The following is a 20,969-nucleotide window of genomic DNA, read 5'->3' as shown; positions in this document are numbered from 1 at the left end:
GAGCCGTCTCCTTTCTATGCAAATTCATTCATTGTAAGCATAGTATAAGGCAATGTGCATGAATAATGCAATGATTTATAAGTAAATATAAGTTAATTTACGTAAAGTTAAGTTTTTTGAGCGAGATTTGTTAGCATCCCTCTAATTTATGGTACAATGGTAAGGTATAGCAATATCAATAAACTCATGGATATTTTTGAGGAGATACGGAAGGATTGGGTTTCGTTTGGCTGCAAAAAAACCAAAGTTATTGGAGCTGGATATTGTAAGAGCTTTTGCCATATTGGCGGTGTTATTTATCCATAATACCTCCGAGGCGACGGTGGAGCTTCCTGTCGGAAGCGTCTCACAGGCTGCGTACCTCTCCATTAACAAGTTCAGCAATTTTGCCGTGCCGGTGTTTATTTTCATCAGCGGGCTGGTGCTCTTTTACCGCTATATCGATGATTGGAGCGGGAAGCAGGCGGTGACCTTTTACTTGAAGCGGGTCAAGCAGGTGCTGTTCCCCTATTTGATCTGGTCGGTGGTTTATTACTTGTATAATCAGTGGATTTACGACCCGAGCCGGCTGCATTTTGACGGGAAGGAATTTCTGGATCTGCTGCCGTGGGCGGACGCTTCCTACCATCTTTATTTCATGATCATTATCGTGCAATTCTATCTCATCTTCCCCCTGCTTGTCTGGCTGTGCCGGGTGTCGCAGGTCTTCCGCAGCAATCTGTTCCTGATCGGGATCGCCGTTCAAGCCGCTTGCTACGTTTACGGACATTGGGTCGAACCGCTGCCGCACAGCGCTTCGTTATGTGTCACCTACTTCAGCTTGTTTTCGCTGGGGGGGTATCTGGGCATTCATTATGCATCATTCAGCGCGTGGATCAGCAGACATATCGGCTGGGTGCTGCCATTAAGCGTGCTTTTGGGCTTAAGCTTTATGGGGCTGTTCCTGCTTGAGGAGCTGCTGCATATCACACTGGATAATACGTGGTATGAGGTTATTTTTAATACATATCCGATGTTTGCGGGGATGAGCTTTATCTGGATTGGCCGTAAGCTGGTTCAGTATTGGCCGCGGGTAACCAAATGGCTCCTCTCGTTAGGAGCCGTATCGTACGGCATCTACTTAATGCATCCCGCAGTGCTGACTTACTGGCGCACTCATGTCATTAACGACAGCGGTGCGATGCGTGACTATCATCTGTATATTTTGAGCGGATTTGTGTTAAGCCTGGCTATCCCATGGCTGCTGTCTTATGTGTACGGACAAGCCATGAGGAAGCTACGGCCGACCCCCAAGAAAAAGCTGTCCCAAGGAACAGCTTAAGCAAGCCGCGTTCGCAAGCCCTCTATCCACTGCCGGATAAGGGGCTTTTTGCATTAACCTGTGCTTGTCCGTCCGTTTAGAGTGCTATTTTTGCAGGAGGGCTCATACAATGTATTGTACAAGTAGGGACGAAAGGGAGGAGCGGGACTTGAAGGGAACGAAAAATATTGTGTTGATGGGCTTGGCGCTGGGCATGCTGTTTTACGCGGTACCGAGACTGGATTTAAGCTCGGAATCTATCCTGCCGACCGTATTCGGCATTGCATGGATCGCTTTTGCTCTGCTGATCATCGCTGCGCATTTGCATGAGCTGCTCGGGGTGGATGAGGAAGCCAGAGAGGAAATGGAGAAGGTCAAGCGGATGAAAAAATGGCAGCTGGAGCAGATGGTCCAAGGAAAGCGCAAAATGCTGCAGTTCAAAAAATAATCCCCCTAATATGGAAAAACCCGACCGCATAAGCGGCCGGGTTTCTTGAGTGGGCGGTTTTATTTGAAGGATGCGTAGCCTTGGTCCACCATCACGACACTGCCGTTGATCGCTTCGGCTTCATCCAGCGAGACCAGGTAAACCGAATTGGCGACCGTTTCCGGCTTCGTCAACTCGCCTCCCATAACTTTGGCTCGCATACTATCGAGCATTCCTCTATCCTTAAAGCCTTGAATAATCGGCGTATCCACGGCCCCCGGGGCGATGGCGACGACGCGAATGCCGTAGGGCGCCAGCTCCAAGGCGGCGGATTTGCTCATCATAATCACTGCGCCTTTGGTAGCGTGATAGGCGAAGGTCCCTGGGGAAGCAAGGAAACCGAAGACGGAAGCGGTATTAATAATAACTCCGCGGATTCCGAGCTCCTTCATTTTCTTGCCCGCTGCGATAATACCGTAGGCTACCCCATGCTGGTTAATGCTGATCGTACGGTGATATAAGTCCATGTTTTGTTCCAGAACAGGACCGGCCCCGCCGATGCCGGCATTGTTGAACATCACATCGACACGTCCGAAGTGCTGTACGGTCTTATCGAGCAGGGCTTCAACCTCCTCCTGCTTGGAGACGTCCACTTTGATAAAAATAGCCTCGCCCCCTGCTTGAGCAATGAGGTCGACCGTTTCTTGTCCGCCCTGCTCGTTAAAATCGGCAACGACGACCCGGTCGCCTTTGCTTGCAAATTTCAGGCAGGCTTGACGTCCGATCCCGCTGGCTCCTCCCGTAATCACCGCTACTCGTTGTGTGTTCATACGAATCCCTCCAGTTATGCGTTCGGGTACCCCCGCACCGCAGTTATGTGTTAAGTTCTATAACGATTGTACTCCTGGCTCGAAAATTAGTATATTTAAACTTAGTTAGGTTTAACTTAAGTGCCGCTAAACTATATTTCGACCCGATATCCACATAAGTCTGCGATTAGGGTTTACGTAGCGGTCCCCTGTTATTCAGAGAAGCCTTCTTGCGGAGAGATAACAGCCAACAAAAATAACCCCGTAAAACGGGGGCTAGGCTTCGAATCCGATTCAGGTACATTTTAGGGAGCGCCTGAAATAAGTAAATAAAAATCCGTGCTTATCGCACGGATCAGGTTGGGTACTAAAGAAGAGAAATGACAAGCAGCTCATACAGCACCAGCGGCAATATCACGTTGTTAAACCCGCCGAAGGCTGGATTGAAAAATCCGCGTACATGGGTCGGCATCATCTGCAGGTATACATTAAAGCCATCCGTATCCACGATGACACCGTCATAGGTGTGACCGTGAATCGTTTGCACACGAACAGGTCTGTTTAAGTACTTGCTGCACAAGCCGTGAATATGTTCCTGAGTTCTTTGAAGCGTTTGGATGACCGAGGGGTCCATTTGGAATACGGTTTGCATTTGGGGGACTTCAGGCTGGTTATACATGGGCGGCACCTCCATTCAATATACGGTATCCTATGCATTTGCCCAGTTCGAGGTTCTTGAGAATATGGGCTTTTTTTTAGGCCGCGGAAATCCTATAATAGAAATAGTACAGATGAGTACAGAATGGATAGGATGAGGTGTAACAGTTATGGACCATATATTGCAGGAGACGTCAACAAAGCATGAACAGATCTTAAAATATATCGAAAGCTTGAAGATAGGCACCAAAATTTCAGTAAGAAAAATTGCGGAAAAGATGGAGGTCAGCGAAGGAACCGCTTACAGGGCGATCAAGGAAGCGGACAATCTGGGCCTGGTCAGCACCAAGGAAAGAGTCGGTACCGTGCGCGTCGAGAAGAAGCTGCGGGATAATATCGACAAGCTGACGTTCGGTGAAGTAGTGAATATGGTGGACGGAGAGGTGCTCGGAGGAAGCGGAGGATTGCATAAGACGCTGAACAAGTTCGTGATCGGCGCGATGCAGCAGGACGCCATGATGCGTTATATCGACGCGGGAAGCCTTCTTATCGTCGGGAACCGGAGCAAGGCCCATATGTGTGCGCTGGAGCAGGGGGCGGGCGTTCTGATCACGGGGGGATTTACCACAAGCGAGGATGTGAAAAAGCTTGCGGATCAGCTGGAGCTGCCGATCATTTCGAGCAGCTACGATACGTTTACGGTAGCATCCATGATCAACAGAGCGATTTACGACCGGCTGATTAAGAAGAAAATACTGCTCATAGAAGATATCGTGCCGGCCCAAATGCAGGTTTATGTCATGAAAGGCCATCAAACGCTGAAGGATTGGCAGCAGCTGCATGAGCAGACGGGGCATGGCCGCTTCCCGGTAGTCGATGAGTGGAACCGCGTCGTGGGCATGATTACTTCACGGGATTTGATCGGTGCGGAGCCGGAGCAGACGATCGACAAGCTGATGACGCGCAATCCGTTAACGGCAAGCCCGAATACCTCGGTCGCTTCCGCAGCTCACATGATGGTATGGGAAGGCATCGACCTGCTGCCTGTCGTTGATGCAAACCGCAAGCCGCTCGCAGTAATCAGCCGCAAAGACGTGCTCAAAGCGATGCAGCATATTCAGCGGCAGCCACAGAACGGGCAGACCTTCGAGGACCTGATCTGGTCCGGCTTCAGCGAGGAGCGGACGAAGGACGGTCAGCTGACGTTCCGGGGCCTGATCACCCCGCAGATGATTAACCAGCTCGGCACCGTCTCGGAAGGGGTGCTCACGATTCTTGTTATCCAGGCGGCGTATCACGTTGTGCAGGATATCAAGAAGGGCGATCTTGTGATGGACAACATGTCCTCTTATTTCGTCAAGCCGGTGCAGATCGACAGCGAGATTCACATTATTCCCAAAATTATCGAGGTCAGCCGCAAGTTCGGCAAAATTGAGGTGGAAATTTACCATGCGCAGACGCTGGTTGCCAAAGCCATGCTGACCACCCAATTTATCGATCAGCTGTAGCCGGATTCACCGGAAGCATGGGCTTACTGCTGCCGGCTGAAATGGCTGTGATTGCGCAGTCCCGCGAACAGATTGAACATACCGAGCAGGAAGCAGACGATGCCGAATACGCGGCGGGTATTCGAATCCGTAAAGAAGAACAGCTGCGAAATCGCAATGACGATAAGCATCAGGCCCATGGCGATGTTCATTCGGGAAGCGTAGATGCCGCGAAGCTTGGGCTCCTGGCTTCTTCTGGACCGGAAGCTGTAAAATACCGAGAAGGCCAGGGTAATGACGATTAGCGCGGGTAAAATGATCTGGGTTAGTTCCATTGCAAAGGCACATCCTTATATTCGTATCATTCAAACCTGTTCTAACTTTACCCATTTTTCGGCTGAAAATCAATGAACCGGCGGCGGGTTGTCTTTCGTTTTTGTACGCTTCATTAAGAAGAAGCTACATGGTTGTCCGTTTGAATTCTTCAGCAACGACCCATACCTTCAGCTCCGTCTGAATCAGAAGCATCGTTTTCATATTCACCATATAATCCTTGTCGAGAATGCCGCGGTACGTTTTTTTGGAGAGAAGGCTTTGATAGATGTGGGGGGATTCCGCGATAACGGAAATTTTTTGCCCCTTGATCACTGCCAGGTCATTCCGTACGCGCTTTTCGATCTCCTGCTCCGTCACCTTGTCCAACGGATTTAGGGGACTCGACTCCACGACGACATCGATTTGATTAACCACACTTTGCTGATTTCTTGTTTTTTTGTATGTGTTGTTGTCGAGCATCAGCTTTTCGTTTTCGGCGATAAGCTCGCGATTTTCAATCAGAATTGTATTGAGCTGTTGATGATAAATGCTCAGAAACAGGGCGCTGCCTATAATGATGCCCGAGATGAGAAGTCCGGTCGATTGCAGCAGTCCCTTATAGCTTTCAAACGGAGGCACTCTCAATTGGAGTCGCCTCCTTTGCATATCCAGTAGATGAGAGAGGTACCCGACTGAGCCCCGATAAAAGCGAATACAATCAGCAGAATTTGTTTGATCGCCGGTGAGATGTAGCCCTCTGCCAGGTTGCTTTCGATGAAGCGGATCGGATCGATCGTCCCTCCTACGGCGGCAACGAGCGCCCAGATTTTGATTTGCTCGGAAATGTGCAGCATTTTTAGTGTAGGGGGCTCCATCATGAGCACGGCGGCAATGCCTCCCAGCATGGAACCGCCCAGTACAACTCCGAAGGCAATAAAGAAATCCAGCACGCATTTCGTCAAAAAGTTAACCACTCCGTTCTCCTCCTCATCCCGTTTCAAGCGAGCGAATAAGCCTTACTTGTCTAATGTATGGTACAAGTGTTCGCATTATGATAAAATAAAGAGAAATTTTACTAAGCAATCTAAAAAGCAGCAACGGTCCCGCAAATAAGCAGGCATGTCAAGCGTATGACGGGGATTTTGAGGGCTGACTTACAGAGAATTAAGGGAGGCGGCGCAGGTGAGTGATTTTGTCCATCTGCATGTGCACAGCGAATACAGCCTGTTGGACGGCGCGGCGCGTATCGACGATCTGGTAGGCCAGGCAGCCCGGCTCGGGATGAAAGCGTTGGCGTTAACCGATCACGGTGTGATGTACGGCGCCATACCATTTTATAAAGCGTGCAAGCAGCACGGGATCAAGCCGATTATTGGCTGTGAGGTGTATTATACGGCAGGCTCCATTAAGGAAAAGGGAAGCAGGCAGGAGCAGCCGATCTATCATTTGATTCTGCTGGCGAAGAACGAGACGGGTTACCGGAATTTGATGAAGCTGTGCTCCATCGGGCATCTGGAGGGCTATCATTACAAGCCGAGAATCGACGCCAAGCATTTGGCTCAATATTCGGAAGGGCTTATTTGTACCAGCTCGTGCCTTGGCAGCGAGGTTTCACAGCATTTGCTCCATGAGCGGTACGAGGAGGCGATGCAGGCGGCCAACCGGTACCGTGCCATCTTCGGCGACGACTTCTTCCTGGAGCTTCAGGATCACGGGCTGCTGGAGCAAAAGAAAGTGATGCAAAGCATGCTGAAATTAAGCAAGGATACCGGCATTCCCCTCATTGTGACCAATGATGTTCATTATGTGCGGGAAGAGGATGCGAAGGTTCAGGATATATTGCTGTGCATTGGAACGGGCAAGACGGTAGATGATCCGGAACGGCTGAAATTTCCGTCCACGCAGCTCTATTTGAAAAGCGATGAAGAGATGAAGCGGATGTTCGCTCATGTGCCGCAAGCGATCGAAAATACTCGGATTGTGGCGGACCGGTGCAATCTGGAGCTCGAATTCGGCCGTTCGATCTTGCCGCGTTTCGAGCCGCTTCCCGAGCATGCGACGGCGGGGAGCTATCTTGCCGAATTATGCCGCAAGGGGCTTGAAGCCCGTTATGCGCATCTGCCGGAATGGAATGACGGCAGCTACCGCAAGGACGTGGAGGAGCGGCTCGCTTATGAGCTGTCCATCATCGACCGGATGGGTTTCTCCGATTATTTCCTGATCGTATGGGATTTCATCCGGTTCGCGCATGAGAATGGCATCGTGACGGGGCCGGGCCGGGGGTCTTCGGCCGGAAGCCTGGTTGCTTACGTGTTGAAGATCACGGATGTCGACCCGATACGGTACCATCTTCTCTTCGAGCGGTTTCTCAATCCTGAGCGGATTACGATGCCCGATATCGATATCGACTTCAACGACATCCGCCGCGACGAGGTTATCGATTATGTGGTAGGCAAGTATGGTACTGACCGTGTGGCGCAAATCATTACGTTCGGAACGATGGCGGCCAAGGCGGCGGTGCGCGATGTCGGCCGCGTACTGAATCTGCCCTACAACGAGGTGGACCGGGCAGCTAAAATGATTCCGCACCAGCTCGGCGTAACCTTGGCGGAAGCCATTGAGGCCAATCCGGAGCTGAAGGCGCTTGCCGCCAAGCAGCCGAAGACAGCGGAGCTGCTCCAGCTGGCCATGCGGGTCGAGGGCATGCCCCGTCACGCCTCGACGCACGCGGCGGGCGTGGTGATCTCGCGGGAGCCGCTGACGCAGTATGTGCCGCTACAGGAAGGCAACGAGCAGACGGCGCTGACCCAATATTCGATGGAGCATCTGGAATCCATCGGCCTGCTCAAGATGGACTTTCTCGGCCTTAGAACGCTATCGATTATAGAGCGAACTCTGCAATGGGTGAAGGAGCAGAAGGGTGTAGAAATCGATTTTCACAAGGTGCCGATGGATGATCCGGCAACCTATGAGCTGCTGAGCCGCGGCGATACGACGGGGGTATTCCAGCTGGAGTCCCCTGGCATACGGAGAGTGCTGAAGGAGATGCGGCCCAGCCAATTCGAGGACATCATCTCGGTAGTGGCGCTGTACAGGCCGGGTCCGATGGAATTTATCCCTCAGTATATTCAGTGCAAGCACGGGCTGCAGGAGGTGGAGTATCCTCATCCTACGCTGGAGCCCATTCTGGGAGATACGTACGGCATTATCGTATATCAGGAGCAGATTATGCAGATCGCTTCGAAGATGGCGGGCTTCAGTCTTGGCGAAGCGGATTTGCTGCGAAGGGCGGTCAGCAAGAAGAAGCGGGAGGTGCTTGATGAGGAGCGCACCCACTTCGTCAAAGGCAGCGTAGCACAAGGGTTCACCGAAGCGGAGGCGAACAAGGTGTACGACATGATCGTACGGTTCGCCGACTACGGCTTCCCCCGGGCTCATGCTACGGCTTACGGCGTACTGGCGTTCCAGACGGCGTATTTGAAGGCCCACTATCCCGTCCATTTCATGGCGTCCATGCTGACTGCCGTGATGGGCAGCCACAACAAGGTGGCCGAATATGTCGACGAATGCCGCCGCATGGGCATTCCTGTACTGCCCCCGGACGTGAACGAGAGCAGCATCGCGTTTACACCCGTCATGACACCGGTAGCAAGGCAGCATGGAGATGCCCAGGCGGCAGACGATGCCGGGGAGCCCGTATCGGCAATACGCTTCGGACTGGCCGCTGTCAAGAACGTCGGCACGCAGGCGATCGATTCGATCATGAAGGAGCGGAGCAAGGACGGCGGCGCTTACGAGAGCCTGGTCGACCTGTGCCGCCGGGTAGATCTTCGCGTCTGCAACAAAAGGGTGCTTGAATCGCTTATCCAGAGCGGAGCGACGGATTCGCTTCCGGGGCATCGCGCGCAGCAGCTGGCGATGCTGGAGGAAGCGATCGAGGCTGCGGCCAAATGGCGCAAGGAACGTGACGATCTGCAGCTGCACCTGTTCGGATTTGTCGAAGAGGTGAACTGGGAAGTCGAATATCCGGAGATTCGCCCCTTCACGATGACCCAGCAGCTGGAAATGGAGAAGGATTTGCTCGGTCTGTACATATCCGGCAGTCCTCTCGATGATTATGAAGAGCTGCTGCGCCAGCTGGAGCACGATCCGCTGCATTTCCTCCAGGAAATGCCCGACCATAGCGAAGTCATAGTGGCCGGCATGGTGCTGTCCAGCAAGACGATAGTGACCAAGAAGGGACAGCCTATGGCGTTCATGGAGCTGGAAGACCGTGTAGCCAAGGTGGAGGTAGTTCTGTTCCCAGAAGCGTGGAAGCAGTATGCCCCATTGGTGCAGAAGGGCAAGCCGGTGCTGGTCCGGGCCAAGCTGCAGCAGGGGGATGAGGATGTCAAGCTGCTCGCGGACCAGCTGTTTGCGCTGAACGACCCGGACCTCCGGTTCAAGGCGGTGCGCAGGCCCGCTCAACAGCCGGCCGCAAGAAATGTGCAGCAGCAGGTTCCGTCCTCGGCCAAGAGCCGCCCCGCGCCTGCCCCGGCTCCTGCTGCAACCGACAGGCCAGTGAGCCAAGGATCCGCTGGGCCGCAGCAGCGTGAGAGCAGCCGTCCGGTCCGGACGCAGCGCGTGTATGTCAAAATTTCTGCGGACCACGAGCAGCCGCAGGTGCTTACCCGTCTCAAGGAGCTGCTGCTGCTGCATGAAGGGCCGCTGTCCGTCATTTTGTATTACGAGAAGAGTCAAAAAACGATCAGCTTAAGCGATCAATTTAAGGTCAAGCCTTCTCCCAAGCTGTTTCAAGCGATGGAGGAGCTGCTTGGTAAAGATACGGTAAAAGTGAAATAATCGGCGCTTCCTCCGCATACATTTAGTAACCCGGGCTGTCTTACGGCTTGACCGAATAAGACACGTTAAGCGTGAACCGGCCGCATCGTCAATCGGTCCGCCGGAATCACGGTAAGGAATACGTTCGCTATCCTTATAGCTTGTCCCTATGCCAGCGTAATGGACAGCGGAACGATTCCCCTTGGTTATTAGCTGGCTATGGAGGAGGCGTTGTTTCATGTCACATCAGCACATTGTGGAATGGTTGGAAAATCGGGGCGTTACGATCGAGAGGATCGCCGATATCGTTTTGAAGCTGCAGCTGCCTTACAACGCTCAACTGAAAAAAGAAGATTGCATCGAAAGCGTTTTGGCGATTCTGAAAAAACGCGAGGTTCAATATACGCTGTTTACCGGTATTGCGCTTGATGAACTAGCGGAGAAGAAGCTCCTTCCTGAGCCGCTTCAGTCCATCATGGAGCGGGATGAGTCTCTTTATGGCGTTGACGAGACGCTTGCGCTCGGCATCGTTCATGTCTACGGCATGATCGGCTTGACGAGCTTCGGCTATCTGGACAAAGAGAAGCTGGGCATTATTCGCGAGCTGAACGATCACTCGACAGGCATTCATGTATTCCTGGACGATCTTGTGGCGGGACTAGCTGCAGCGGCTTCTGCCCGCATCGCCCACCGGCACCAGGACGAGCTGGACCATTCGACGGTTTCTCCAGCCTCTCCTTCTGCGTCGAATGCGGTACAGGACGGGTCTGATGTCCCTTCAGCCGGCACCTCCCGTGCTGACGACGACGCAACCTCCGAACCATAAACTTCGAACAATTCCTGGATCGAACAGGGGTTTCTGAACCATATGCAGAAGCGGGGGCTGCCCGGCTTCTCTTCTTTTTTTCACCACAGGATAAAAACGTGTGCGGACGCCTTGAACCTTTCTTGCGGGGAAAAGAGAAGATATGATATCATTAGTGCATTATGTTCGGGAGGTCTTTTTTCATGTGGACCGTTATTTATATAGCTCCTACAGCAAAAATTGCAGACAGAATCAAGCAGAAATTGACGGAAGAGGGCTTTCTGGTTCAAGTACGGGCCATAAACATGACGAAAAATCAGTTTGAAATTTTAGTCCCGGAAGGTGAACTTGAAGAAGTTCAAGATGTGCTGAATTCCATATTGCATAGGTCTTAAGAACCGAATGGATCACATTTGAACTCTACGCAAGCGAGGTGTAATCGTGTCATTTATAGATTTGTTTCAGAAGAAAAGAAAGTATGCTACCATTCCAAGCGCGGACAGGTCTGTCACACGAGCAGGTGACGGCGGTGACTTATTGCCGGAGGATAAGCCGAAACGGGAAATTCCCGAGGGCTTGATGAACAAATGTCCGAAATGCGCTGCGATTCAATTTACTAAAGAATTGGACAAAAACTTGAAGGTATGTACCACATGCGGGTATCACTTCAAACTCAGCGCGGTCGAACGCATTCAGATGGTTATGGATGAAGGCCGCTTTTTTGAATATGACGCCGAGATGAGCTCGGAGGATCCGCTTGAATTTCCGGATTATGTCGGCAAGTATCGTAAAGCCGTCGATGCGACTGGCATGAACGATGCGGTGATCACAGGCGAAGGAACGATCGGCGGTTTTCCTGTCGTTGTAGCTGTCATGAGCTTTGACTTCATGGGAGGCTCGCTCGGCTCGGTCGTCGGCGAGAAAATTACGAGCGCTATTGAGCATGCGATGCAAAAGCAATATCCGTTAATTATTTTCTCTACATCAGGCGGCGCCCGCATGCAGGAGAGCATTCTCAGTCTGATGCAGATGGCCAAGACAAGTGCGGCTTTGGCTCAATTCAATGAGCAGGGCGGCCTTTATATCTCGGTCATTACTGACCCTACGTTCGGCGGGGTTTCGGCCAGCTTTGCGATGCTTGGCGACTTTATTATTGCCGAGCCCGGAGCAGCATTCGGATTTACAGGCAAGCGCGTCATCGAGCAGACGATTCGCCAGAAGCTCCCCGACAATTTCCAGACGGCGGAGTTCAACTTGAGTCATGGGCAGGTAGACATGGTAGTTGTACGCAAAGAAATGAAAAACACGCTGACCCGGATACTGGATCTGCATGTTGTGAAGGGGGATTTGGCAAATGGCCGGTGAATTGCCCTTTGAGCAGCCGCTATTGGAGCTGAAAGCCAAGATTGAAGAGCTGCGCAAGTTCGGCGCCGAGAAGCAAATCGATTTCTCGGACGAAATCGCCCGTTTGGAGCAGCGCTACGAGCAGGAAGCCGAGAAGGTCTACAGCAATTTGACGACGGCGGAGAAGATGCAGCTTGCCCGTCATGCGCAAAGGCCGACGACGCTTGATTATATCCAGCATATTTTCACGGACTTTATGGAGCTGCACGGTGATCGTCATTACGGTGACGATCTGGCCATTGTAGGTGGACTGGCCCGCCTGGACGGAATTCCCGTTACCGTAGTCGGTCACCAGAAGGGCAAGGATACGAAGGATAACATTGCCCGCCATTTCGGGATGCCGCATCCGGAAGGCTTCCGTAAAGGCTTGCGTTTGATGCAGCAGGCTAACAAATTCAAACGCCCTATCATTACGTTCATCGACACTCCGGGGGCTTATCCTGGAGGCGCTGCGGAAGAGCGGGGACAGAGTGAAGCGATCGCCAGAAACTTGATGGAGATGGCTTCCTTCGGTGTGCCGATTCTCTGTGTCGTTGTCGGCGAAGGCGGCAGCGGCGGTGCGCTTGCGTTAGGAGTAGGGAACCGCGTATTTATGCTGGAAAATGCGATCTATTCGGTGAGTACGCCGGAAGCGGCCTCGTCGATTCTGTACAAGGACGCGTCCAAAGCAGGGGAAACAGCGGCGGCGATGAAAATCACCGCGAACCATATTCATGCTCTCGGCGTCGTGGACGGTGTCATTCCTGAGCCGCGCGGCGGAGCGCACCGTGATGTAGTCCGCCAGTCTGAGCTCATTAAAGAAACCTTAATAAAGCAGTTGAAGGAGTTAATGCAGCTCTCAGAGAAAGAATTAATCGAAGATCGCTATCAGAAATTTAGAAAAATCGGTAGGTTTACTTACATTCAGGAGGGTAATCACAATCATGCGTAAAACCAAAATTGTATGTACGATCGGTCCGGTGAGCGAATCGCTTGACATGTTCAAGAAGCTCATCAATGCCGGAATGAACGTCTGCAGACTGAACTTCTCACACGGCGATTTCGAAGAGCACGGCAACCGGATCCGCAACGTGCGCCAGGCTTGTCAGGAGCTTGGAAAGAATGTAGCGATTCTGCTTGACACGAAAGGCCCGGAAATCCGTACAGGTAAATTAAAGGATGACCAAAAGGTCGAATTGATCCAGGATAACTTCATTACATTAACGACGGAAGACGTGCTGGGCGATGCCGATCGTATCTCTGTCACTTATAAAGATTTGCCGAAAGACGTGAAGGTCGGTTCCACGATTTTGATCGATGACGGTCTTATCGGCTTGGAAGTCGTAGACTTGACGAGTAAGGAAATCAAATGCCGTATCGTGAACGGCGGCTTGTTAGGCGGTAAGAAGGGCGTTAACGTCCCAGGCGTTAAAATCAATCTTCCGGGGATTACGGAGAAGGACGCTAACGATATTATTTTCGGTATCGAGCAGGGAGTTGACTTCATCGCTGCTTCGTTCGTGCGCAAAGCGAGCGACGTCATCGAAATCCGCGAAATTTTGGAGCGTCATAATGCGACGCACATCCAGATCATTTCCAAAATCGAGAATCAAGAGGGCGTTGAGAACCTGGATGAGATTCTTGAGGTGTCCGACGGCCTGATGGTTGCGCGTGGTGATCTTGGCGTTGAGATTCCTGCCGAAGATGTGCCGATCGTGCAAAAAGCGATGATCAAAAAATGTAACCAAGCCGGGAAGCCGGTTATTACCGCAACGATGATGCTGGATTCCATGCAGCGCAATCCGCGTCCGACTCGTGCGGAAGCAAGTGACGTGGCCAATGCGATCTTCGACGGTACCGATGCAGTGATGCTGTCCGGTGAAACGGCTGCAGGGAAATATCCGATCGAATCCGTTATGACGATGGCCAAAATTGCCGAGCGTGCTGAGACGGCTCTGGAGCACCGTGAAATCTTTATCCGTCAAAGCAATGCTCAACAAAGAACGGTTACGGAGTCGATCAGCCAGGCTGTGGCTAACTCCGCTATGGATCTTGATGCCCGTGCGATCTTGACGGCCACAGAGAGCGGCTATACGGCACGGATGGTATCCAAATACCGCCCTAAAGCGCCTATTATCGCCGTAACTCCTAATGAACAGGTGCTTCGCCGCTTGTCGCTCGTATGGGGTGTCATTCCGGTTAAGGGTGAAAAATGTGAAACGACGGACGAGCTGTTCGAGCTTGCCGTAGACAGCAGCGTCAAAGCGGGCTTGGTCAGCTTGGGCGATACGGTTGTTATCACGGCCGGCGTTCCTGTAGGCCGCTCCGGAACTACGAACCTGATCAAAGTGCACCAAATTGGCGAAATGATTGCCAAAGGTCAAGGCATCGGAACGCAAATCGCAACAGGCAAGGTTATTACCGCCCGCACTCCGGAAGAAGCGAACGCCAAGGCTGTAGAAGGCTGTATTCTTGTGACCCTTACAACGGATAAAGAATATATGCCGGCTATTGAGAAGGCTGCAGCGATCATCACGGAAACCGGCGGTATTACCTCTCATGCGGCAGTGGTCGGTATCAGCTTGAGCAAGCCGGTTATCGTCGGCGTTGAGGGCGCTTTGGGATTAATCAGTGACGGCACAGAGGTATCCATTTATCCTGAGGTCGGTGTCATTTATTCCGGCCGTGCCCGCGTATTGTAAAAAGAAAAGAGGCTTGTTAGGCAGCAGGAGGGGACATGCCTGCTCCCAACAAGCCTCAACCCCGGAGTGAAGTCGACGTTATAATCGGTTTCACTCCTTTTTTATCAGCAAAGCAGGTAATATCCGTTACACGCGGGTGAACAAGGCATAGTCCGTGACCAGGCCAAATTTTTTAAAAAGGCCATAATAGCATAGTAGGAGGGAAAGCATGACTCCATCCGCATGGTTTGAACATACGATTAGAGTTCGGTATCAGGAAACGGACCAGATGGGTGTCGTCTATCATGCCAATTACTTGAATTGGTTTGAAATCGGAAGGACGGAGCTGATTCGGGCACTAGGCATGCCTTATCAGACGATTGAAGAGCTGGGGCTGCTGCTGCCTGTTATTGAGGCCGAGCTGAATTTCCGATTGCCCGCGAAGTATGACGATCTGATCACGATTCGTACCCGAATAGAGGATTTCACTCATTTGCGGCTGCAGTTTGCCTCCGAAATACGCCGGGGCGAAGAGCTGCTGGTCAGCGGCGGAACGCGGCACGTATGGGTGAATAAAGAGTGGAAGCCTACCAGAATCGATAAGGCTGCGCCGGAGCTGTATGAGCTGCTTCAAAAACAAGGCTGAATCGGAATACATAGCGCGTCTTTACATAAAATTTACAAACAACCTAATCTCCGATGACAATGTCGAACTACCATGAAGAAAGTAGAATGAAAACGGTAAGCCGTTGCAAGAGACGGATAGTTTCATTTTCGAAAACGGGCAAATCTGATGGAGGTTACGTGATCCTATGAAAGAGATGACGCAAAGAGAAAGAGAAGCATCATCGAATTATTTGAATAGAGATTTAAGCTGGCTTGAATTTAACTGGCGGGTCTTGGAAGAAGCTCAGGATGCGGAGACGCCGCTCCTGGAACGAATCAAATTTTTATCGATCGTATCGTCTAATTTAGATGAGTTTATGAGTGTCCGGGTCGCAGGAATCAAGGACCAGATTAAGGCGGGCTACGTAAAAAAGGATTTCACAGGCTATACTCCGGCAGGCTTGTTCAAGCGCGTCATGAAACGGTCTGCCAAAATGGTAGCGGAGCAGTACAAAACGTATCGCGATATATCGCGGCAGCTGGCCAAGGAAGGCATCATGTTTACGGAGTACGAGGATCTGAATTTGACGCAGCGCAAAGCGATGGATGAATATTTCCATGAGATTATTTTTCCTGTGCTGACTCCTATGGCGGTTGACCAGAGCCGGCCTTTTCCGCTTGTTCATACCCAGGCGCTTTATCTGGCGGTCGTCCTTATGAAAGAGGGAGAGGATCCGGACAGCGAGCCTTATTTTGCTATTGTTCAAGTGCCATCCAATTTATCTCGCTGCATAGAGGTTCCGGTTCGTACCAACAGCAAGAAGCATGAGTTCGTCCTGCTGGAGGAGCTGATCGAGCAGCATATTCAGACGCTGTTCTCCGGCTATATCCCTATTGCCGTGAACGGCTTCAGGCTGACACGGAACGCCGATCTGACGCTGAACGAAGAAGGCGCGGAGGATTTGCTCGAAGAGATCGAGAAGGAGCTGAGACGGCGCAGATGGGGCTCTCCTGTCCGTTTGGAGGTCCAGAAGGGCATTCATCCCTATGCCCTGGATCAGCTGCAGGAGGAGTTCGAAATTTCGGACAACATCTTTGAAATTGACGGGCCTTTGGATCTGACCTACTTTATGAAGCTGTCCGGCTCCTTGAAGGGCTACGATCATCTTCGCTTCAAGCCGGTAGAGCCTGTCTATCCAGCGGAGCTGATGGATACGGATGACGTATTCGAAACGTTAAGACAGCAGGATGTGCTCGTCTACCATCCATACGAATCGTTCGATGCCATGACGGACTTTATTTGCCAAGCGGCTTATGATCCCCAAGTGCTGGCGATCAAAATGACGCTCTACCGGGTCAGCGGCAACTCGCCGTTAATCCAGGCGTTGGCGAGCGCAGCGGAATCGGGTAAGCAGGTGACGGTTGTCGTTGAGCTGAAGGCCAGATTCGACGAGGAGCGCAATATTGCTTGGGCACGCATGCTTGAACAGGCGGGCTGCCATGTCGTCTACGGGCTGGTCGGCTTGAAGACCCATGCCAAGATCACCTTGGTCGTTCGCCAGGAGCAGGAGGGGTTACGCCGGTATGTGCACGTCGGCACAGGCAATTACAACGATAACACGGCAAAGCTGTATACGGATGTCGGCCTGTTTACTTCCCATCCGATCATCGGCGAAGACGCCTCTGCTCTGTTTAACGAAGTGACAGGCTATTCGGCGCCGCATAACTGGAAAGCGTTCGGCGTCGCTCCTACTGATTTAAAGGATAAGCTGTTTGAGAAGATACGCCGAGAAGCGGCTCATGCCTCGATGGGCAAACCGGCTCGAATCATCGCCAAATTCAACTCCTTGTCCAATCAACAGATGGTCGATGAGCTGTATGAGGCTTCCAAAGCGGGGGTTAAGATCGATTTGATCGTACGCGGGGTTTGCTGCCTGCGTCCCGGTGTGCCGGGACTCAGCGAGAACATTCGCATCTTAAGCATCGTGGATCGATTCTTGGAGCATTCGCGCATTATCTATTTTGAGAACGACGGAGACCGGGAGGTTTATATCTCCAGCGCGGACTGGATGACGAGAAATTTGACCCGCCGCATTGAGCTGATGTGCCCGGTATTTGATAAGGATATACAGGAGTCCCTCATACGTATACTGGAGCTGAGCCTCAACGATAACGTCAAGGCCAGGCAGCTGCAGTCCAATGGAATGTATGAACGGGTAGTCAATGAGGAAAAACCGCTGAGAAGCCAATTTGAGGCCATGAAAATCAGCTCATGGAAGAAAAAGCATCACTTCCATCTAACGTAAGCTTCAGGCCCCATATTTTTTTAAAGTCTTTTTGCAAAGCCGCGACCTCACCGTATTCCACGGAGGGGTCGTGTTTTTGTTTCACTTGAAGCTGCAGCTTGTTATCCGGTGTAACGGCCGCCTCCAAGGAAGTGAAGACTTGAGTTTCCGAGCTGTCCAGCGCAATGGCCAGCTGCAGCAGCGTGCCGAGCTTGATGATGAGGTCACAGTCGGATTCCTGCAAAACTTCCTTGTATTGAAGGCAGATTTGCTGGGTTCTGCCTTTCGTTTTGAATGCCGCAATGGCCGCGCAGAGCAAGGTTTCCCGATGACTCAGCCCATCCAGCCTCGAATTGGCGATCATATAAAAGGAGTGCTTGGAGAACTGGTAATACTGGAACGATACACCGATCCGATAAAGCAGCGCCGCGATACGAAGGCAGGTTCGGCTGCTATCGTCCAGCCCATGCAAGCCTTGAAGGGCGTCGAACAGCTCCGTGGCGAAGTCAGCTACCTGCTCCAGATGCTCCGGAGGAACGCAGGAATGAAGCCCTAGCAGATTGCGGGCGCTTCGTTCGGCCAAGCTGTACGGCGAATGCTGACTGGACAGGTATGATTCGTAAAACAATCCGTCCCTAAGCCCCGCGCCGCTGATGATGTAATGGCTTGCTCCGCAGGCTTCATACAGAGTATGCAGGATCGTCAGCCCCGGCACAATGATGTCGTACCGGTCCTTGGAAAGTCCGTCGACCTTTTTTCTTTTATCTGCAGGGAGCGAGGGCAGCCATTGCATGAGTTCGTTCATATCCTCCGCTGACATGGCGTAGTTATGCGTAAGCGGAAGCGGGTATTTCCGCTTCTTTTGATTGATTTTGCACAAGCTTCGTATCGTGCCTCCCAAGCCTATCATTGGAAGCCCCGGATGCTCCATGATCCAGGGCTCGCTTACGACAGCTTGCTGGACCATATGACGGATGCCGTTAATTTGCTCATGGGTGAACAGGTTTCCTGAAGCGAAACGGGCCGTAGTATTCACCGCGCCAAAAGGAAAGGATACGCTTCGTTCGAGCTTGCGGTTACGGAACAAAGAGACCTCTGTACTGCCACCGCCGATGTCGACCAGGAGACCATGCTCAACGTTCAACGCATGGATCATGCCCAAAAAGCCGATTCGCGCTTCATCCTCTCCGGACAGCAGCTCGACGGTCATTCCGCTTCGTTCCTGTATCATATCGATAATTTGCCTGGAATTCGCCGCATTCCGTATGGCCGCCGTTGCTGCTGCCCGTACTTCTGTAACATGATAGGTGCGGCAAATCGTTTGAAAATGAAGCAAAATCCTAACAATAAATTGTATGTTATCTTGAGAAAGTGTATTATCGGCGTCAATCCGTTGGCTCAGTCTGGCCGATTGCTTGAACTCTCCAATTACTCTATAAGCATGAGAAGCGTTGATTTCATATACGACAAGTCGAATGGAATTGGAACCGATATCGATGATGCCGATTCTGCGGGTAGCAGGCATAGGATTCCTCCGTAGGCTTCATAGTTTCAAATAACATTATTTTACCATCGTTTGTCTCCGGAGCAAAATGTTTCTGAAAACGGACTTCTCGCTTGAACGAGAACACTTCTTAAGTGGAAGTGATAGGAGTTTTGCACTTTTTTCATAAATAATCATAAAATATCAGCACCCCATAATGTTCAATCCTTTTCCTCTGCCAAAGCGGAGGCTTTTTTTACCTGTTTCCTGTTTATAAAAAATAAACCCTCACTCCTTTGGGAATGAGGGTTTACTCTGCCATAATCGAACGGATAACATTCCGACGATATCGGATGCGGCAATTTTCGAAGCACAAGGCTCCATTTTGTAGGGATACTTTTCGGATATTAAGGAGCTGTGTGAGCAGATGCAGTGAGAGATGAATAAGTGATATTAGCAGTGGTTCCAACGGCTAGAGTAACCCCGCTCACAGTCACCTGTATGGCATAGGTATGCATCCCGGGAGCTAATGAAGCAGCGAAATACGTAATCGGAATAGAGCGACTGATCGATAGAGCCCCAAGAAGAGTAATGGCAAGAAGCTCAGAACTAGCTGCTGTTGCAACAGGAGCACCATCTTGAAGTAATGTTACAGTGAATACAGGGTTTAATGCAGCAGCGAGTACAGCTGTAAAGCTAAGGTTTACGGTTACCATACCGTCAACAATGGCTTGGTTATAACTAGCAGTTGTGATAGGTAAAACAATAGAAACAGCATTAACTGGGGTACCAGCGGCAGTGATTGGGGTTGGTACAGTACCCTGAGCACCGACTGCGGCAGAACCTAGCCCAGTAGGTCCAGTAGGCCCAGTAGGCCCAGTAGGCCCGGTAGGTCCAGTAGGTCCAGTAGGTCCAGTAGGTCCAGTTAGTCCAGTAAGACCGGTTAATCCGGTAAGACCTGTTTCACCCAAATTTCTCATCTCCTTTCATTGTTTATACAGCATGATATGCTAAGAGACTCTAATTGATAGGGTGTCTGCATTACAGCATGTACCTATTTTTGCTAAAACGGAACAACTGACATAAAAAGAGCAGGTTATGCTTTGCTAAAAGCCATAACCCGCCGCTATAAGTTTAGTCATCTTCTTTAGATTGGGGCAATTTATTCGATGAAGTGTCTGATAGGAATGCCAATTCGTTGATGGAATAGTTAAGTCGTTTACCAAAGTTTTTTTGATTCCGGATTGTCTTGTTATTTGCACGATTGGAAGCACCCAATTTATCCTTCTTAATCGACCTTTTACCATTTCTTTGTTTCTTATTTTTCATTGGTTTTATCCTTTTTTAAGAATTTACACTCGTTTTATTAATACGCTGACAACTTCGCTATGGTGACTAAAAACGAGTCTGTATACCATGCAGTGACGATTTTGTAATGTATGCGTGAAGCTCATGCACCGGGCAAGCTTCTTTATGATAAAGGCGATAAAGGGGAGGGATGCGTCTGTAGTGCTCTTATCTCCCGCAATTGGACAAGGTGTTGTTTCAGGAATCATTATGCTATTATTGGAAAGACTAAAATCCAGTGCCGTATCGGTTTTTGAAACTTCTTGACTCATGGGAAATTCCCTGTGAATACAGAGATAGCATATGTTTATTGTGCTGATAATGAACTTTTATGTCCAAATTTGTTTCCTTTGTTCGTTAAATCATTTATAGTAGAACTATAGAAGTTCTCTATAAGTGAACAACTTCACTTATATGCATGGACGTCTTTTCCATGTATAAGTTATTTGCTTGCACGCATAAAAGCAAGTACAGACCCTTGGTCGGGGATGCTTCGATACGTTTTTTTCAGAACCATGATCTATGGTATAGTAACTATATGAACTTGATCGCAAAGGAGAGAT

At 50.8% G+C, this 20,969-nt stretch carries 16 protein-coding genes and 1 pseudogene; 11 read left to right on the top strand and 6 right to left on the bottom strand.

The window, feature by feature from the left end:
* The first annotated feature begins 226 nt into the window (after positions 1-226).
* Together GGC63_RS03745 and GGC63_RS03740 are read left to right on the top strand one after the other, a co-directional pair.
* Entirely contained in the window at positions 227-1,321 is a 1,095-nt protein-coding gene (locus GGC63_RS03745) for an acyltransferase (RefSeq protein WP_225947887.1), read from the top strand.
* Between the two features lie 148 nt (positions 1,322-1,469).
* A complete protein-coding gene (locus GGC63_RS03740) occupies positions 1,470-1,748 on the top strand; it encodes a hypothetical protein (protein ID WP_225947886.1) in 279 nt (92 codons plus the stop codon).
* Positions 1,749-1,807: 59 nt separating this feature from the next.
* Here GGC63_RS03740 and GGC63_RS03735 read toward each other — a convergent pair whose 3' ends face one another.
* Both GGC63_RS03735 and GGC63_RS03730 read right to left on the bottom strand, forming a co-directional pair.
* Positions 1,808-2,557 (bottom strand): SDR family NAD(P)-dependent oxidoreductase, encoded by a 750-nt coding sequence (locus GGC63_RS03735; RefSeq protein ID WP_192701140.1) that lies wholly within the window; start codon positions 2,555-2,557, stop codon positions 1,808-1,810.
* A 346-nt stretch (positions 2,558-2,903) separates the two neighbouring features.
* The gene (locus tag GGC63_RS03730; RefSeq protein WP_225947885.1) at positions 2,904-3,215 is read right to left on the bottom strand and encodes an acetyl-CoA acetyltransferase; all 312 of its coding nucleotides are present in this window, start codon (positions 3,213-3,215) and stop codon (positions 2,904-2,906) included.
* 148 nt (positions 3,216-3,363) lie between these two features.
* Here GGC63_RS03730 and GGC63_RS03725 point away from each other — a divergent pair, with 148 nt between their 5' ends.
* On the top strand, positions 3,364-4,701 hold the full coding sequence (locus tag GGC63_RS03725) for a DRTGG domain-containing protein (protein WP_079908395.1): 1,338 nt from the start codon (positions 3,364-3,366) through the stop codon (positions 4,699-4,701).
* Between the two features lie 23 nt (positions 4,702-4,724).
* Here the strand turns inward: GGC63_RS03725 and GGC63_RS03720 are convergent, their stop codons facing one another.
* From GGC63_RS03720 to GGC63_RS03710, 3 genes are all read right to left on the bottom strand, one after another.
* Complete coding sequence (locus tag GGC63_RS03720) at positions 4,725-5,015, bottom strand: YtpI family protein (RefSeq protein WP_079908396.1); 291 nt, start codon at positions 5,013-5,015, stop codon at positions 4,725-4,727.
* 124 nt (positions 5,016-5,139) lie between these two features.
* The gene (locus tag GGC63_RS03715) at positions 5,140-5,640 is read right to left on the bottom strand and encodes a hypothetical protein (RefSeq protein ID WP_192701139.1); all 501 of its coding nucleotides are present in this window, start codon (positions 5,638-5,640) and stop codon (positions 5,140-5,142) included.
* Complete coding sequence (locus GGC63_RS03710; RefSeq protein WP_079908398.1) at positions 5,637-5,969, bottom strand: YtrH family sporulation protein; 333 nt, start codon at positions 5,967-5,969, stop codon at positions 5,637-5,639. Before GGC63_RS03710 ends, GGC63_RS03715 begins: the two co-directional genes overlap by 4 nt.
* Before the next feature lie 208 nt (positions 5,970-6,177).
* Between GGC63_RS03710 and GGC63_RS03705 the strand changes: the two genes are divergently transcribed.
* The 8 genes and pseudogenes from GGC63_RS03705 to GGC63_RS03670 all read left to right on the top strand — a co-directional run bounded on the left by GGC63_RS03705 (position 6,178) and on the right by GGC63_RS03670 (position 17,597).
* Positions 6,178-9,837 carry a DNA polymerase III subunit alpha gene (locus GGC63_RS03705; RefSeq protein ID WP_192701138.1) on the top strand — a complete coding sequence of 1,220 codons (3,660 nt, stop codon included), beginning with the start codon at positions 6,178-6,180 and terminating at the stop codon, positions 9,835-9,837.
* Positions 9,838-10,054: 217 nt separating this feature from the next.
* Positions 10,055-10,519 (top strand): annotated as a pseudogene (locus tag GGC63_RS03700) (phosphatidylglycerophosphatase A); the annotation flags it as partial.
* A gap of 305 nt (positions 10,520-10,824) precedes the next feature.
* Positions 10,825-11,016 (top strand): hypothetical protein, encoded by a 192-nt coding sequence (locus GGC63_RS03695; RefSeq protein ID WP_028548091.1) that lies wholly within the window; start codon positions 10,825-10,827, stop codon positions 11,014-11,016.
* Positions 11,017-11,062: 46 nt separating this feature from the next.
* Positions 11,063-11,986: an acetyl-CoA carboxylase, carboxyltransferase subunit beta gene (gene accD / locus GGC63_RS03690; RefSeq protein WP_192701136.1), complete on the top strand. Its 924-nt coding sequence runs from the start codon at positions 11,063-11,065 to the stop codon at positions 11,984-11,986.
* Positions 11,976-12,956 (top strand): acetyl-CoA carboxylase carboxyl transferase subunit alpha, encoded by a 981-nt coding sequence (gene accA, locus GGC63_RS03685; RefSeq protein WP_192701135.1) that lies wholly within the window; start codon positions 11,976-11,978, stop codon positions 12,954-12,956. Before accD ends, accA begins: the two co-directional genes overlap by 11 nt.
* Positions 12,949-14,706 (top strand): pyruvate kinase, encoded by a 1,758-nt coding sequence (gene pyk / locus GGC63_RS03680; RefSeq protein WP_192701134.1) that lies wholly within the window; start codon positions 12,949-12,951, stop codon positions 14,704-14,706. Before accA ends, pyk begins: the two co-directional genes overlap by 8 nt.
* Positions 14,707-14,914: 208 nt before the next feature.
* Complete coding sequence (locus GGC63_RS03675) at positions 14,915-15,331, top strand: acyl-CoA thioesterase (RefSeq protein ID WP_192701133.1); 417 nt, start codon at positions 14,915-14,917, stop codon at positions 15,329-15,331.
* Positions 15,332-15,497: 166 nt separating this feature from the next.
* Complete coding sequence (locus GGC63_RS03670; protein ID WP_192701132.1) at positions 15,498-17,597, top strand: RNA degradosome polyphosphate kinase; 2,100 nt, start codon at positions 15,498-15,500, stop codon at positions 17,595-17,597.
* On the opposite strand, the gene GGC63_RS03665 is transcribed toward GGC63_RS03670, so the two are convergent.
* Positions 17,557-19,101, bottom strand: a complete 1,545-nt coding sequence (locus tag GGC63_RS03665; protein ID WP_192701131.1) for a Ppx/GppA phosphatase family protein — start codon at positions 19,099-19,101, stop codon at positions 17,557-17,559. The two genes, GGC63_RS03670 and GGC63_RS03665, sit on opposite strands and share 41 nt — an antisense overlap.
* Positions 19,102-20,969: the final 1,868 nt, after the last annotated feature.

This window comes from Paenibacillus sp. OAS669, from assembly GCF_014873645.1.
Taxonomy (GTDB): Bacteria; Bacillota; Bacilli; order Paenibacillales; family NBRC-103111; genus Paenibacillus_S; species Paenibacillus_S vulneris.
This window is presented reverse-complemented; position numbering and strand designations above follow the sequence as displayed.